The sequence below is a fragment of the Ramlibacter paludis genome (genome assembly GCF_022012305.1).
GTDB lineage: Bacteria > Pseudomonadota > Gammaproteobacteria > Burkholderiales > Burkholderiaceae_C > Ramlibacter > Ramlibacter paludis.
On sequence record NZ_JAKLTM010000001.1, the window covers coordinates 455,343 to 469,554 of the forward strand.

The following is a 14,212-nucleotide window of genomic DNA, read 5'->3' on the forward strand; positions in this document are numbered from 1 at the left end:
TTTCGCGTTCAGCGGAGCCTTGGATTCTATACCGACTTTTGCGTGTCAGTCAAAACCTTCAGTCTCTTCCGGTCTCTGCCGATTGCGTTGAACGTTTTCGTTCGCAGCGATCAGCGGAGCCCGCGACTATAGCACGATCGGGGAAACCCTGACTAGGCCGTGAGCGGTAACGAGCGGTTGCGGCGCCCGGTCAGGGCAAACAGCGCATTCGCCACCGCCGGCGCCAGGGGAGGCACGCCTGGTTCCCCGACACCGGCCGGAGGCCGCTCGCTCGCCACGATCCAGGTTTCCACCTGCGGCGTCGCAGCGAGTCCGAGCATGGGATAGCTGGGGAAGTTCCCCTGCTGGACCACCCCGTCGTGAACATCCACACGCCCATACAGGGCGGCTGTCAGGGCGAGGACCACCGCGCCCTCCATCTGCTGGGCAATGATGTTGGGGTTGATCGCGGTGCCGCAGTCGATGGCGCACACCACCCGGTGCACGCGCGGCTGGCCGCCCTCGATCGACACTTCCGCCACCTGCGCCACGATGGAGCCGAAGGATTCGTGCAAGGCGACACCGCGGGCCCGCCCGGCCGGTAGCTTGCCACCCCAGCCGGCCCGCGCCGCCGCCAGGTTCAACACTGCCAGATGGCGCGGCGCCTTCTTCAGCAGCCCGCGCCGCAGTTCGACCGGATCGCGCTGCAGCTCGGCGGCGAGTTCGTCGACGAAGCACTCGGCAAAGAAGGCGTTGTGCGAATGGCCGACCGAACGCCAGAAGCCCACGGGAACCCCGGAGCGCGTGAAGACATGCTCCATCTTCTGGTGCGCGAATCCATAGGGCTGGTCGAACAGGCCTTCCGACGCGGTCTTGTCGGGCAATTCCACCGGCCCCGCCAGCGCCGGCATGCCGCGCTCCGTCCAGCGCGGCGTGATCGCATCGCCGGCGGACTTGATCTGCAGGGCGACCGGCTCACCCGCCTTGTCCAGCGTTGCGCGCATCCGGGCCACATGCATGGGCCGGTAGAAATCATGCGCCGTGTCTTCCTCGCGTGACCACAGCAGCTGGACGGGAACGCCCGGCATGTCCATGGCGATGCGCACGGCCTGGGCCACGTAATCCACCTCCAGCCGGCGACCGAAACCGCCGCCCAGCAGCGTGACGTGCATATCGACGTTCGCCAGCGGCACGCCCGCCACGCGCGCCGCAACGCCCCGGCACATCTGCGGCACCTGCGTCGGCGCCCAGATCTCGACACGATCCCCCACCACGCGCACCGTCGCGTTCATGGGCTCCAGCGTCGCATGCGCAAGATAAGGCGCGCTGTACCAGGCCTCGAGCGTCCGGGTTCCGGTGCGCCGCGCCTCCTCGGCGTCGCCCCGCGCGTGGAAGACGTGCCCATCGCCCGTCTTGACTGCCTGTTCCAGCTCCTTGGCGATCGTGCGCGTGTCCACGCGGCCTTGCGTCGGCGCCGACCACTCGACTTCCACCGCCTTCACCGCCTGCTGCGCCTGCCAATGGCTGTCGGCCACGATGGCGATGCCGGCCGCGGACCCAGCAAAGGCCGGCAATTGCACGAACCGCCGCGCCCCCGGCATCGCCAGCGCGGCGCTCGCATCGATGCGCCCGGGCGCTCCACCCAGCACGGGGCTCAGTCGCAACGCCGCATGCAACATCCCCGGCAGGCGCACGTCGATGCCGAATCGCGCCGTGCCGTTCACCTTGGCAGCCAGGTCCAGCCGCGGCGCGGGCCGCCCGATCAGCTTCCAGTCCTTGCGCTCCTTCAGCCGCACCTCGCCCGGCGGCGTTGCCGCGGCATGGCGCGCCAGTTCCCCATACGGGGCCGACAAGCCGGAAGGATGGGTGACCACGCCGTTGGCAACGCTCAAGTCTTCCACCGGCAGCTTCCATTGCAGCGACGCCGCGCCGATGAGCGACGCACGCGCCGTCGCCGCGGCCATGCGCACGACCTCCCAGGCATCGGCCACGCTGGAGGAGCCACCGGTCGCATTGATGCCCAGCTCGCGCGCCACCTTGCCCACCAGCCAACGGCTCGCCTTCACCCGGCCGAAGCCGTCCTCGCGTTCTTCTTCGTCGGGATGGAAGGGCAGGCTCGCCACCAGCATCGCGACGTTGCCGTAGATCGCGTCGGCGCCCGCCTGCTCGATGCGCATCGCCGACAGCGGCACATCCAGTTCCTCCGCCGCCAACATGGGAAGCGCGGTGTGCACGCCCTGGCCCATCTCGCTGCGTGGCATCGCCAGGACGACGCTGCCATCGGGCAGCACCTTGATCCAGCCGTTGAGCGCCATGTCACCCTCGCCGGGCAACATCAACTGTCCGAGCCCGATGCGCGAGCGTTGCGGCGTCAACGCCCAGCCGACCAGCAGCGCGCCGGCGCCGGCGGTGGTTCCCAGCAGCCAGGTGCGGCGTTTCACGCTTTCACCCCGGCCGCGCGTTTGATCGCCGCACGCACGCGCTGGTACGTGCCGCAGCGGCAGATGTTGGTGATCGCCTCGTCGATGTCGGCATCGCTGGGCTTGGGTTTTTTCTCCAGCAGCGCCGCGGCAGCCATCAGCATGCCGCTCTGGCAATAGCCGCACTGCGGAACTTGCTCGGCGATCCACGCGGCCTCCAGCGGATGCGCCTTGCCGGCGGGGGCCAGGCCCTCGATGGTCTGGATCTTCCTGCCGGCCACACTGCCGACGGTGGTGACGCAGGAGCGCACGGCCTGGCCGTCGATGCGCACCGTGCAGGCGCCGCAGGCGGCGACGCCGCAGCCGTACTTGGTGCCGGTCATCGCTAGCAGGTCGCGCAGCACCCACAGCAGCGGCATGGCCGGGTCGGCCTGCACGTCCCTGCGGGCGCCATTGATGTTTAGTTCCAAGGAACGCTCCCAGCGCCGGTGTGGATTCCACTATAGCCAACCCGACCGTATCCGGCGAATGCCCCTGTTGCGCCGCCGCCGCGGTGATAACCTCCAACGCTTTCCCCGGATTTCCATGGCCCTGATCACCCTTGCCGACGCCCAGCTGGCTTTCGGCCACTTCGCGTTGCTGGACCACGCCGATTTCTCGCTGCAGTCCGGCGAGCGCGTCGGCCTGATCGGCCGCAACGGCGCCGGCAAGTCCTCGCTGCTGCGCATCGTGGGCGGCATGGAGCGGCCCGACGACGGCACCGTGCAGGTGCAGCAGGGCCTGCGCATCGCCTTCGTCGCCCAGGAGCCGCAACTCAAGGAAGACCAGACGGTGTTCGACGCCGTGCAGGAAGGCCTTGCCGACGTGATCGCGCTGGTCGACCGCTACACGCACAGCCAGGGCGACCTCGATGCGCTGCAAGGCCTGATCGAAGCGCAGGACGGCTGGAACTGGCGGCAGCGCGTCGACGAGACCCTGCAGCGCTTGCACCTCGCGCCCGAAGCCGTGATCGGCACGCTCTCCGGCGGCAACCGCAAGCGGGTGGCCCTGGCGCAGGCGCTCGTGCGCCGCCCCGACGTGCTGCTGCTGGACGAGCCGACCAACCACCTCGACCTCGATTCGATCGAATGGCTGGAAAACCTGCTGATCGACTTCCGCGGCAGCGTGCTGCTGATCACGCACGACCGCGCCTTCCTCGATCGCGTGGCGACCCGCATCGTCGAACTCGATCGCGGCCGGCTGCTGTCCTATCCCGGCAATTTCAGCCAGTACCAGGCGCTGAAGGCGGAGCAGCTCGCACAGGAAGCGGTGATCAACGCCAAGGCCGACAAGCTGCTCGCGCAGGAGGAAGTCTGGGTGCGCAAGGGCGTCGAGGCGCGGCGCACGCGCGCGCAAGGCCGCATCACCCGCCTGCAGCAGCTGCGCGCGCGGCGCAGCGAGCGGCGCGAGGCGCTGGGCCGCGTCAGCATGGACGTCGCCACGGGCCAATCCAGCGGCAAGATCGTCGCGGAGCTCACCGACGTCTCCAAGTCCTTCCCGATTGAAGGCGGCGGCCGGCGCACCGTGGTGCGCGATTTCACCGCCACCATCCTGCGCGGCGACAAGGTCGGCCTGGTCGGCCCCAACGGCGCCGGCAAGACGACGCTGCTGAAGATGATCCTCGGCGAGCTCGCGCCCGACAGCGGCAAGATGCGCCAGGGCAGCAACCTGCAGGTGGCCTATTTCGACCAGATGCGCACCGCGCTCGACCCCAACGCCACGCTGGAGGACTTCATCAGCCCCGGCAGCGAGTGGATCGAGATCGGCAAGCAGCGCAAGCACGTCAAAAGCTACCTCGGCGACTTCCTGTTTTCTCCGGCGCGCTCCGGCTCGCCGGTGCGCTCCCTCTCCGGCGGCGAACGCAACCGCCTGCTGCTCGCGCGGCTGTTCGCGCGCCCGGCCAACGTGCTGGTGCTGGACGAACCCACCAACGACCTCGACATCGACACGCTGGAGCTGCTCGAGGAACTGCTGCAGGACTACGAAGGCACGGTGTTCCTGGTCAGCCACGATCGCGCTTTCCTCGACAACGTCGTCACCAGCACGATCGCCTTCGAGGGCGACGGCCGCTGGCGCGAATACGAAGGCGGCGTGCAGGACTGGCTGACGCAATCGCGGCGGTCACGCGAAATCGCGGCAACGCAGGCCGCAGCGGCGCCGACCGCCGCGCGCGAAAAGGCGCAGCCCGCGGCCCCAGCGCCCCCAGCCGCACCCAAGCGCAAGCTGGGCTACAAGGAGCAGCGCGAACTGGAGTCCCTGCCCGCTCGCATCGAGTCGCTGGAGCAGGAACAGAAGGCCATCCAGACCGAGCTCGAAAAGAACAACGGCGCGGTCTATCGCGACGATCCGGGCCGCGGCGCGCAACTGGCGCAACGCAACGCGCAGATCGAAGACGAGTTGATGCAGGCACTGGAACGCTGGGACGCCCTGGGCCAGCTGTAGGCGGCAACTGGCAGCGAGTCGTGGCCATTGCTGACCTTGCGGTAACCCCTTAAAGCCGGGGCGCGGGCTACATTCCCGTCACCCTATGCGTACCCCAGCCGCCAGCCCCGCCGCCCCTGCCTCCCATCCCTCCAGCCGCGGGTGGTGGCGCTGGCTCGCAGCCGCCGTTCTCCTCAGCTGGGCCAGCGGCTGCGCGAGCCTGCCGGCCAACATCAATCGCACGAACACGACGGCCTTCGCGCAACCGGACCAGACACCGCTCGGCCAGCTCGTGCTGGCCCGCCGCGCCCAGGCCGCCGTGAAGAGCGACTCGGCCTTCCACGTGATGGAGAACGTCGACATCGCGCTGGCCAGCCGCATCGCGCTGATCGAACGCGCCACCCGCTCGCTCGACCTGCAGTACTACGCCATCCATGCCGACGCCAGCACCGAAGTGCTGCTGCAGGGCATCCGCGACGCGGCCCGCCGCGGCGTGCGCGTGCGCATCCTGCTGGACGACTTCAATTCGGTGGGCGAGGACGCGCAGGTGCTGCGCCTGGCCTTCCTGCCCAACGTGGAGATGCGCCTGTTCAACCCGGTGCCGGGTTCGCGGGACAACATGGTGGGCCGCATCGTCACCTCGCTGCACGACTTCGGCCGCATGCAGAAGCGCATGCACAACAAGATGTTCATCGCCGACAACGCCTGGGGCATCACCGGCGGCCGCAACCTCGGCGACGCCTACTTCGGCACCAGCGACAAGCAGAACTTCGTCGACCTCGACGTGCTGGCGGCCGGGCGCATCGTGCGCGACATGTCCGCGAGCTTCGACCGCTTCTGGAACGACGAACTCGCGTATCCGGTGCAGACGCTGCTGGACGAGAAGGAGCTTGCCGCCCTGCGCAAGCCGGACGCGGCGGCATCGGCCGCGCAGGTGCCCGGCGGCCCGGGGCCTGCGCCCACGCTGCCCGTGACCGCCAGCCCCACCGTGCTGCCGGCCGTGAGCGTCGCCGCGGCGGCCAATGCCGACCGCCCCGCGCTGGACCTGCGCAGCGTTCCCCTGTACTGGGCGCCGGCTACGCTGCTGGTCGACCAGCCGGGGAAGGTCGGGCCCGGCGACGATGAAGTGGACGCCGGCGAGACCGTCATCGACGGCCTGCTGTCGCTGATGCAGGCCGCGCAGCGCGACGTCCTGATCGTCTCGCCTTACTTCGTGCCGGGCGAGCAGATGATGGGCGTGTACCGCCAGCTGCGGCAGCGCAACGTGCGCATCCGCGTGCTGACCAATTCCCTGGCCTCCAACGACGCGCCCGCGGCGCATGCCGGCTATGCGCGCTACCGCGACGCGCTGCTGAAGATGGGCGTCGAGGTGTACGAGATGCGCTCGGATCCGGCCGCCGTCGCCAACCTGATCGGCTCGCATGGCGGCGGCAGCAGCAGCGGCCGCAGCGAAAAGGAGGTCGGCACTGGCATAGGCATCGGCAGCGCCGCCGGCGGCTCCAAGAGCGGCACGCAATCGCGCGCCAGCCTGCATTCCAAGGCCGTCTTCATCGACGGTCGCCTGGCGGTCATCGGCTCCATGAACCTCGACCTGCGTTCCAAGCTGAAGAACAGCGAAGTGGGCCTGGTGATCCGCAGCGCGCCGCTCACGCAGCAGGCCACCGCCGTCATCGAACGCCAGTTGGCCACGGGTGCCTACCGGCTGGAACAGCGCAACGGGCATTACCACTGGGTGGCGCCCAAGGGCGCGGGCTTTCCGGATTCCGACGAGGAGCCCGGCGCCAGCACGCGCCTCAAGGTCTTCGTCAAGCTGCTGGGACCGTTCGCGCCCGACGCGATGCTCTAGCGCCCGGCGCCCTCACATCCGCCGAACGATCTCGGCGTACTTCTTCCAGAACGCGGCATCCTGCGTGGTCGCGAAGTTGATGCGCATCAGCGTGCTCGGCTTGCGCTCGGCGTGGAACAGCGCGCCCGGCGCCAGCAGGTAGCCTTCATCGAGCATGCGCTGCGCCAGCTGGTCGGTGTCCACCCCGGTCTCCACCCAGCCGAACAGGCCCGCCGGCTCCGCGGCGAAAGTGCAGCCCGCACCCAGCGCCAGCTTCACGCTGCGGCTGCGCGCGGCGTCCAGGCGGGTCTTGATGCGCTCGCTGTGGCGGCGCAGCTGCCCCTGCTCGATGCAATGGGCCAGCGCCCGCTCCAGCAGCGCCGGGGTGGTCAGGGTCGCCAGCAGCTTCGTGTCCAGCAGGCGTTCGACGAGCTGCGTGGGCGCCGCCATGAAGCCGATGCGCCAGTTGGGCGCGAGGATCTTGGCAAAGCCGCCGACGTAGATCGTGCGCTGCAGGCCGTCCAGTGCGCACAGGCGCGTGGCGTGCGCCGGCGCGATGTGGCTGTAGGTGTCGTCCTCGACGATGTGGAAGTCATGCTGGTTCGCCAGCTGCAGGATGCGGTGCGCACTGCCGGGCGACAGGCAGTAGCTGGTCGGGTTGTGGAAGACGCTCACGCTCACATAGAGCTTGGGCTGGTGCAGCCGGCAGTACTGCGCCATCACGTCCAGGTCGGGGCCGTCGGCGCGGCGCGGCACCGGCAGCAGCCGCATGCCCAGTGCATTCAGGCGCGCGAATTCCACCGCCCAGCCCGGCTCCTCCACCATCACCGGGTCGCCCGGACGCAGCAGCGTGCGGCTGACGATGTCCAGCGCGTGGGTCGCGCCCACCGAGGTGATGATCTGCTCCGGCGAGGCCGGCACGTTGAGGCCCGCCAGCTTGTTGGCCAGCGCGCGGCGCAGGCTGCCGTCGCCCAGCGGCTCGCCGTATTGCAGCGAGAACTCGTGCAGCGCCCGGGTGCTGGTCGCCTTGCGCACGGCGGCCGGCATGAAGGTCGACTCCAGCCAGTCGGCGGGAAACACGCCCATGCCGGGCTGGGGCTTGTCGCTGATCTTGTGGAACATGCCGCGGATCAGGGCGGTGGCGTTGACTGGTCCCGGATTGCGGCGCGCCACCAGCCAGTGCGCCGCGCTCCACTTGGAAGCGTCGTCGCCGCTTGCGCCGCTGACGGGCTCCTGCGCGTCCGCGCCTGCTTCGCGCACGAAGAAGCCGCGGTTCTTGCGTGCCTCCACCAGGCCTTGCGCCAGCAGCTGGTCGTAAGCGGACACCACCGTCGACGGACTCACGCCGTGCTGCTCGGCGCATTGGCGCACCGAGGGCAACCGGGCGCCCGGCGCCAGCAGGCGGTTGCGGATGCGCTCGGCAAAACGGGTTGCCAGCTGCTCCGTGAGCGACTGGGACGAGGCCTTCATCAGCATGGCGGCAAGCTCGCGTGTATTGGCATGGCGGGCAGTACAGAAACGCGGTGTGATCTGGCTAACTGTACTGGTCGTGTACTGGTGCCAAAGATTACAGTGGCTTCGATGCCCTTGCAAGCCTTCGCCCCATGAACGCCACGGAACTCACCGCGCTGCTGGCGTTCTGCACCGCCATGAGCTTCTCGCCGGGGCCGAACACCACGCTGTCCACGGCGATGGCTGCCAACCTGGGACTGCGCCGCACGCTGCGCTTCTGCCTGGCCGTGCCGGCCGGCTGGACGCTGCTCATGGCCGGCAGCGGCCTGGGCCTGGGTGCGCTGGTGCTGGGCCTGCCGGCGCTGCGCTGGGCGGTGAAGCTGCTGGGCGTCGCCTACCTGCTGTGGCTGGCCTGGAAGCTTGCCCGTGCGGGCCAGCTCGCGCAGGTGGACGAGAGCAAGCTGGCCGTCGGCTTCTGGCAAGGCGTGTCGCTGCAGTTCGTCAACATCAAGGCCTGGATGCTGGCCCTGACGCTGACGGCGGGCTGGGTCGTGAACGCCTCGGGACAGCCCGCCGCCAATCCGCTGGAGCGCCTCGCGATCATCTGCGCGATCATGGCCGTGTTCGCCTTCAGCAGCAATTTCAGCTACGCGCTGGCCGGCTCGCTGCTGCGCCAATGGCTGGCGCAAGGCCGCCGCCTGCTCTGGTTCAACCGCGCCCTGGCGCTCGTGCTGGTGACCACCGCCGGCTGGATGCTGTTCGTATGAGCCCGGCGGAACGCAAGGGTCTCTGGCTCGGCCTCGCCGGCGTCGTCATCTTCGCGCTGACGCTGCCGATGACGCGGCTGGCTGTCGGCACGCCACAGGTGCCCTTGATGTCGGGCGTGTTCGTGGCAATGGGACGCGCCGCGGTGGCCGCATTGCTCTCCATCGCCTTCCTGATCCTGACCCGCGCGCCGTGGCCCCGCCGAACCGAGTGGGGGCCGCTGCTGCTCACGTCCGCCGGCGTCGTCTTCGGCTTCCCGCTTTTCACTTCGGTGGCCATGCGCTACGTCGAAGCGGTGCACTCCAGCGTGATCGTCGGCGTGCTGCCGCTGGCCACGGCGCTGGTCGGCGCCATGCTGCACCGGCAGCGTCCCTCCTTCGGTTTCTGGCTGTGCGGCGGCATCGGCAGCGCGCTGGTCGTGGCCTTCGGCGTCCTCAAGTCCGGCAGCGGCATGGAGCTGCAGTTCGCCGACCTCCTGCTGCTGGCCGCCATGGCCTGCGCGGCGGTCGGCTATGGCTACGGCGCACGGTTGTCGCAACGCATGCGCGCCGAACACGTGATCTGCTGGGCACTGGTGGTGGCGCTGCCCCTGACGCTGCCGCTCGCGCTGTGGACGCAGCCGCAGGCGCCCTTGCCCACCGCGGCGTGGTGGGGCTTCGGCTACGTCGCGCTGTTCTCCATGTGGCTGGGCTTCTTTGCCTGGTACCGCGGCCTCGCCCTCGGCGGCACGGTGCGCGTGAGCCAGGTACAACTGGTGCAGCCCTTCCTCAGCATGCTGTTCGCCGTGCCCCTGCTCGGCGAACGCCTCGACGCGTTGAGCGTGGGCTTCGCGCTCGCGGTCATCGCCACCGTCTTTGTCGGCAAGAAGATGCCGGTGCACGCCGCGCCGGTCCGTCCCCTGGTTCCCCTGGAGCAAGCATGAAACTGAACGACCTGCAGGCCACCCCCGCCTGGACCCTGGCGCGCCGCGCCGAGCGCATGAATCCCTCCGTCATCCGCGAGATCCTCAAGGTCACCGAGCGCCCGGGCATCATCAGCTTCGCCGGTGGCCTTCCCTCGCCGCAGACCTTCCCGGTGGCGGAATTCACCGAAGCCTGCGCCAAGGTGCTGGGCAACGACGGCCGCGGCGCGTTGCAGTACGCCGCCAGCGAAGGCTACGGGCCGCTGCGCGAGCAGGTGGCCGCCATGCTGCCGTGGAAGGTCGAGCCCTCGCAGGTGCTGATTACCACCGGCTCGCAGCAGGCGCTGGACCTGGTGGCCAAGGTGCTGATCGACGCGGGCAGCCGCATCCTGGTGGAGGCGCCGACCTACCTGGGCGCGCTGCAGGCCTTCACGCCGATGGAGCCCGAAGTCGAGAGCGTGCAAGGCGACGACGATGGGGTCGCCATCGCCGACCTGGCCGCCAAGGCGCCGGGCGCGCGCTTCTTCTACGTGCTGCCCAACTTCCAGAACCCGACCGGCCGCACCATGAACGAAGACCGGCGCGCGGCCCTGTCCGCCGCCGCCGCGCAAGTCGGCTTGCCGCTGGTGGAAGACAACCCTTACGGCGACCTCTGGTTCGACGCCCCGCCGCCCGCGCCCCTGACCGCGCGCAATCCCGAAGGCGCGATCTACCTCGGCTCCTTCTCCAAGGTGCTGGCGCCCGGCCTGCGCCTGGGCTACGTCGTCGCGCCCGCGGCGATCGCCCCCAAGCTGCTGCAGGCCAAGCAGGCCGCCGACCTGCACAGCCCCGGCTTCAACCAGCGCCTGGTGAGCGAAGTGATGCAGGGCGGCTTCCTCGACCGCCACGTGCCCACCATCCGCGCCCTCTACAAGTCCCAGCGCGACGCGATGCTGCGGGCCCTGGAGCGCGAGATGACCGGCCTCGGCATGACCTGGAACAAGCCGGCCGGCGGCATGTTCCTGTGGGCCCGCCTGCCCGAAGGACTGAACGCGACCGCGCTGCTGCCGAAGGCGGTCGACAAGGGCGTGGCCTTCGTGCCGGGCGCTCCCTTCTATGCCGGCGAAGCCGATGCGCGCACGCTGCGCCTGTCCTTCGTCACCGCCACCACCGCGCAGATCGACACCGGCATCGCCGCCCTCGCCGCGACGATCCGCGAAGCGCTGGAAGCCCGCTGATGCTCAAGCTCTGGGGCCGCCTGTCCTCCATCAACGTGCGCAAGGTGGTCTTCACCGCGCAGTTGCTCGAGCTGCCGTTCGAACGCGTCGATGCGGGCGCTGCCTTCGGCGTGGTACGCACGCCGGGCTATCTCGCGCAGAACCCGAACGCGCTGGTCCCCTTGCTGGAGGACGGCGACTTCACGCTGTGGGAGTCGAACGTGATCGTGCGCTACCTGTGCGCCCGGCACGCGGACCGCGGCCTGTATCCGCAGGACCTGCGCGCGCGCTTCGACGCCGAGCGCTGGATGGACTGGCAGCAGACCACGCTCAATCCGGCGGGCCGCGAGGCCTTCATCCAGCTGGTGCGGACGCCCGCCGAACAGCGCAGCCAGGCGGCCATCGACGCTTCGGTCGCCGCCACCGAGCCCCTGCTGGCGATGCTCGATGCGCAACTCGCGCGCCAGGCTTTCCTGGCCGGCGACACGCTCACGATGGCCGACATCCCGGTCGCCTGCGAGATGCACCGCTGGTGGGGCCTGCCGCTGGAGTTTCCGGCGCGGCCGCACCTGCGCCGCTGGTACGAAGGCCTGCTGGCCCGGCCCGCCGCGCGCGGCGCCCTCGACGTTCCCCTGAGCTGACCATGCAACAACGCCCCTTCAAGCAAGTCGACGTCTTCACCGCGGTGCCCTATCGCGGCAATCCGCTGGCCGTGGTCCTCGATGGCGACGGCCTGACGACGGAGCAGATGCAGCACTTCACCAACTGGACCAACCTGTCGGAGGCGACCTTCCTGCTGCCGCCGACGCAGGCCGGGGCCGATTACCGCGTGCGCATCTTCTGCCCGGGCCGCGAGTTGCCCTTTGCCGGCCACCCCACGCTGGGAAGCTGCCACGCCTGGCTGGAAGCCGGCGGCAAGCCGCGGGGCGAGTACGTGGTGCAGGAATGCGGCATCGGCCTGGTGAAACTCAAGCGGGAGTCCGGGCCGGGGCAGGAGCGCCTCGCCTTCGCCGCACCGCCGCTGCGCAAGAGCGGGCCGCTGGCGGAAGCCGACGTCGCCCTGATCGCCCGCGGCCTCGGCATCGCGCGCGCCGACATCGTCGACCACGCCTGGTGCGACAACGGCCCCAACTGGCGCGGCGTGCTGCTGAAATCCGCCGAGCAGGTGCTGGCGCTGCGGCCCGATGCCGCGACCTTGGCCGGCCTCGACGTCGGCGTGGTGGGCCCGCGCGGCAAGGTGGGCGTCGTCGGCGCACGTGACGACCACGACGACGGCATCGCCTTCGAAGTCCGCGCCTTCTTCCCCGGCAACAACGGCATGGCGGAAGACCCGGTCACCGGCAGCCTGAACGCGGCGCTGGCCCAGTGGCTGATAGGCGCGGGCATCGCGCCGCCGCAGTACGTGGCCAGCCAAGGCACGGCGCTGGGCCGCGCAGGACGCGTCCATGTGCAGCGCGACGCGGCGGGAGAGATCTGGATAGGCGGCGCTTCCGTGACCTGCGTCGATGGCAGCGTGAGGCTCTGACATGGCAGCCCGGGTCGACCACCTCGTCATCGGCGCCGCCAGCCTCGAGCAAGGCGTCGCCTGGGCCGAGGCGACGCTGGGCGTCACGCCCGGGCCCGGTGGCGAGCACCCGCTGATGGGCACGCACAACCGCCTGCTGCGCATTGCCACCGTCGACTACCCGCGTGCCTACCTCGAGATCATTGCGGTGCAGCCCGGCCAGTCGCCGCAACAGGGCAAGCGCTGGTTCGACCTGGACGCCGAAGCCGTGCGCGACACGCTGCGGCAAGGCGGCCCACGCCTGCTCCACTACGTCGCCAGCGTGCCCGATGTGCGCGCAGCGGTGGCGGCGCTGCAAGGCGTGGGCCTGGACCGCGGCAATGTGGTGCAGGCCTCCCGCATGACCGCGCGCGGGCTGCTCGAATGGCAGATCACCATCCGTCCCGACGGCCAGCGCTTGCTGGACGGCACCCTGCCGACGCTGATCGAATGGGGCGCCACCCATCCGGCCGCCGGCATGGGCGAATCGGGCGTGACGCTGCATGCGCTGCTCGCGCAGCATCCGCAGGCCGCGCAACTGCGCTCGGCCCACGAAGCGATCGGCCTCGAGCGGCTGCAGGTGCGCCAGGGCCCCGCCAACCTCTGCGCCACGCTGGACACGCCCCGCGGCCGCGTGCAACTCGAATCCGGAGGACTGTGATGCCTGCATCCATGACTTTCAGCCGCGACGAAGTCGAGGCGGCGCGCGCCACGGTCGCCGCGGTGGTCCCGGCGACGCCGCAATTCGCCTGGCCGCTGCTGCAGGCGCGCCTCGGCCGGCCGGTCTGGGTGAAGCACGAGAACCACACACCGGTCGGCGCCTTCAAGCTGCGCGGGGGCCTCACCTACTTCGAGACGCTGGCGCGCGAACAGCCCGGCGTGCGCGGCGTGGTGTCGGCGACGCGCGGCAACCACGGGCAGTCCGTCGGCTTCGCCGCCCGCCGCCACGGGCTCGCGGCCACCGTGGTGGTGCCGCGCGGCAACTCGGTGGAGAAAAACGCGGCGATGCGCGCGCTCGGCGTCGAATTGCTGGAGCACGGCGACGACTTCCAGGAAGCGCGCGAGCACGCCATCGCGCTGGCGCAGCGGCAGTCCCTGCACATGGTTCCTTCCTTCCATCGCGAGCTGGTGCGCGGCGTCATGACGTACTGGGTCGAGTTCTTCGAGAGCTTCGCGCGCGGCGAGGCGCCCGCGGTGGTGTACGTGCCCGTGGGCCAGGGCTCCGGCTTCTGCGCCGCCGCCGCCGCGCGGGCCTACACGGGTGCCGGCAGCAAGCTGGTCGGCGTGGTGTCATCGCATGCGACGACCTACCTCGACTCCTTCCGCGCGGGCCGCGTGGTCGAAGCGCCGGTGACGACACGGCTGGCCGACGGCATGGCGTGCCGGATCGCCGACCAGGACGCGCTCGAGGTCGTGCTGCGCGAGGCCGAGGACATCGTCGCCGTCAGCGACGCGGAAGTCGCGGAGGCGATGCGGCTGCTGTTCGCGGCCACCCACAACGTCGCCGAAGGTGCAGGCGCGGCGGGCCTCGCCGCCGCGATCCAGCAGCGCGACCGCGCGCCCAGGCAGCCGATGGGCTTCGCATTGACCGGCGGCAACGTCGACAGCGACGTGTTCGCCCGCGTGCTCGCCGGCGCCGCTGCCTGAAGTCACGCAAGGGACCGCCACGCG

General features: G+C 70.1%; 12 protein-coding genes. 9 read left to right on the forward strand and 3 right to left on the reverse strand.

Annotation, left to right across the window (positions count from 1 at the left end; translation table 11 throughout):
- Positions 1 to 152: 152 nt before the first annotated feature.
- Positions 153 to 2,420 carry a xanthine dehydrogenase family protein molybdopterin-binding subunit gene (locus LZ009_RS02380; RefSeq protein WP_275696268.1) on the reverse strand — a complete coding sequence of 756 codons (2,268 nt, stop codon included), beginning with the start codon at positions 2,418 to 2,420 and terminating at the stop codon, positions 153 to 155.
- Positions 2,417 to 2,869 (reverse strand): (2Fe-2S)-binding protein, encoded by a 453-nt coding sequence (locus LZ009_RS02385; RefSeq protein WP_275696269.1) that lies wholly within the window; start codon positions 2,867 to 2,869, stop codon positions 2,417 to 2,419. The genes LZ009_RS02380 and LZ009_RS02385 overlap by 4 nt, the downstream gene beginning before the upstream one ends.
- Positions 2,870 to 2,984: 115 nt before the next feature.
- Between LZ009_RS02385 and abc-f the strand changes: the two genes are divergently transcribed.
- Both abc-f and LZ009_RS02395 read left to right on the forward strand, forming a co-directional pair.
- Positions 2,985 to 4,880, forward strand: coding sequence for a ribosomal protection-like ABC-F family protein (gene abc-f, locus LZ009_RS02390; protein ID WP_275696270.1), 1,896 nt, complete (start codon positions 2,985 to 2,987; stop codon positions 4,878 to 4,880).
- An 85-nt stretch (positions 4,881 to 4,965) separates the two neighbouring features.
- Positions 4,966 to 6,705, forward strand: coding sequence for a phospholipase D family protein (locus LZ009_RS02395; RefSeq protein ID WP_275696271.1), 1,740 nt, complete (start codon positions 4,966 to 4,968; stop codon positions 6,703 to 6,705).
- Between the two features lie 12 nt (positions 6,706 to 6,717).
- Here LZ009_RS02395 and LZ009_RS02400 read toward each other — a convergent pair whose 3' ends face one another.
- Entirely contained in the window at positions 6,718 to 8,160 is a 1,443-nt protein-coding gene (locus LZ009_RS02400; RefSeq protein ID WP_275696272.1) for an aminotransferase-like domain-containing protein, read from the reverse strand.
- 128 nt (positions 8,161 to 8,288) lie between these two features.
- Here LZ009_RS02400 and LZ009_RS02405 point away from each other — a divergent pair, with 128 nt between their 5' ends.
- The 7 genes from LZ009_RS02405 to LZ009_RS02435 are packed head-to-tail and all read left to right on the forward strand — an operon-like array spanning position 8,289 to position 14,188.
- Positions 8,289 to 8,903, forward strand: a complete 615-nt coding sequence (locus tag LZ009_RS02405) for a LysE family translocator (protein ID WP_275696273.1) — start codon at positions 8,289 to 8,291, stop codon at positions 8,901 to 8,903.
- Positions 8,900 to 9,823, forward strand: a complete 924-nt coding sequence (locus LZ009_RS02410; protein WP_275696274.1) for a DMT family transporter — start codon at positions 8,900 to 8,902, stop codon at positions 9,821 to 9,823. Before LZ009_RS02405 ends, LZ009_RS02410 begins: the two co-directional genes overlap by 4 nt.
- Positions 9,820 to 11,019 carry an aminotransferase-like domain-containing protein gene (locus LZ009_RS02415; RefSeq protein ID WP_275696275.1) on the forward strand — a complete coding sequence of 400 codons (1,200 nt, stop codon included), beginning with the start codon at positions 9,820 to 9,822 and terminating at the stop codon, positions 11,017 to 11,019. The genes LZ009_RS02410 and LZ009_RS02415 overlap by 4 nt, the downstream gene beginning before the upstream one ends.
- Positions 11,019 to 11,639 carry a glutathione S-transferase family protein gene (locus LZ009_RS02420; protein ID WP_275696276.1) on the forward strand — a complete coding sequence of 207 codons (621 nt, stop codon included), beginning with the start codon at positions 11,019 to 11,021 and terminating at the stop codon, positions 11,637 to 11,639. The genes LZ009_RS02415 and LZ009_RS02420 overlap by 1 nt, the downstream gene beginning before the upstream one ends.
- A 2-nt stretch (positions 11,640 to 11,641) precedes the next feature.
- Positions 11,642 to 12,523: a PhzF family phenazine biosynthesis protein gene (locus LZ009_RS02425; RefSeq protein ID WP_275696277.1), complete on the forward strand. Its 882-nt coding sequence runs from the start codon at positions 11,642 to 11,644 to the stop codon at positions 12,521 to 12,523.
- A gap of 1 nt (position 12,524) precedes the next feature.
- Positions 12,525 to 13,202: a VOC family protein gene (locus LZ009_RS02430; protein ID WP_275696278.1), complete on the forward strand. Its 678-nt coding sequence runs from the start codon at positions 12,525 to 12,527 to the stop codon at positions 13,200 to 13,202.
- 11 nt (positions 13,203 to 13,213) lie between these two features.
- Positions 13,214 to 14,188: a threonine dehydratase gene (locus LZ009_RS02435; RefSeq protein WP_275697101.1), complete on the forward strand. Its 975-nt coding sequence runs from the start codon at positions 13,214 to 13,216 to the stop codon at positions 14,186 to 14,188.
- Positions 14,189 to 14,212 lie beyond the last annotated feature (24 nt).

What these genes read in the sequence shown, in the direction of transcription:
- LZ009_RS02410 (WP_275696274.1), top strand. Translation starts at nt 8,900, where the DNA reads ATGAGCCCGGCGGAACGCAAGGGTCTCTGGCTCGGCCTCGCCGGCGTC.
- LZ009_RS02405 (WP_275696273.1), top strand. Translation starts at nt 8,289, where the DNA reads ATGAACGCCACGGAACTCACCGCGCTGCTGGCGTTCTGCACCGCCATG.
- LZ009_RS02415 (WP_275696275.1), top strand. Translation starts at nt 9,820, where the DNA reads ATGAAACTGAACGACCTGCAGGCCACCCCCGCCTGGACCCTGGCGCGC.
- LZ009_RS02425 (WP_275696277.1), top strand. Translation starts at nt 11,642, where the DNA reads ATGCAACAACGCCCCTTCAAGCAAGTCGACGTCTTCACCGCGGTGCCC.
- LZ009_RS02400 (WP_275696272.1), bottom strand. Translation starts at nt 8,160, where the DNA reads ATGCTGATGAAGGCCTCGTCCCAGTCGCTCACGGAGCAGCTGGCAACC.
- LZ009_RS02420 (WP_275696276.1), top strand. Translation starts at nt 11,019, where the DNA reads ATGCTCAAGCTCTGGGGCCGCCTGTCCTCCATCAACGTGCGCAAGGTG.
- LZ009_RS02435 (WP_275697101.1), top strand. Translation starts at nt 13,214, where the DNA reads ATGACTTTCAGCCGCGACGAAGTCGAGGCGGCGCGCGCCACGGTCGCC.
- abc-f (WP_275696270.1), top strand. Translation starts at nt 2,985, where the DNA reads ATGGCCCTGATCACCCTTGCCGACGCCCAGCTGGCTTTCGGCCACTTC.
- LZ009_RS02395 (WP_275696271.1), top strand. Translation starts at nt 4,966, where the DNA reads ATGCGTACCCCAGCCGCCAGCCCCGCCGCCCCTGCCTCCCATCCCTCC.
- LZ009_RS02430 (WP_275696278.1), top strand. Translation starts at nt 12,525, where the DNA reads ATGGCAGCCCGGGTCGACCACCTCGTCATCGGCGCCGCCAGCCTCGAG.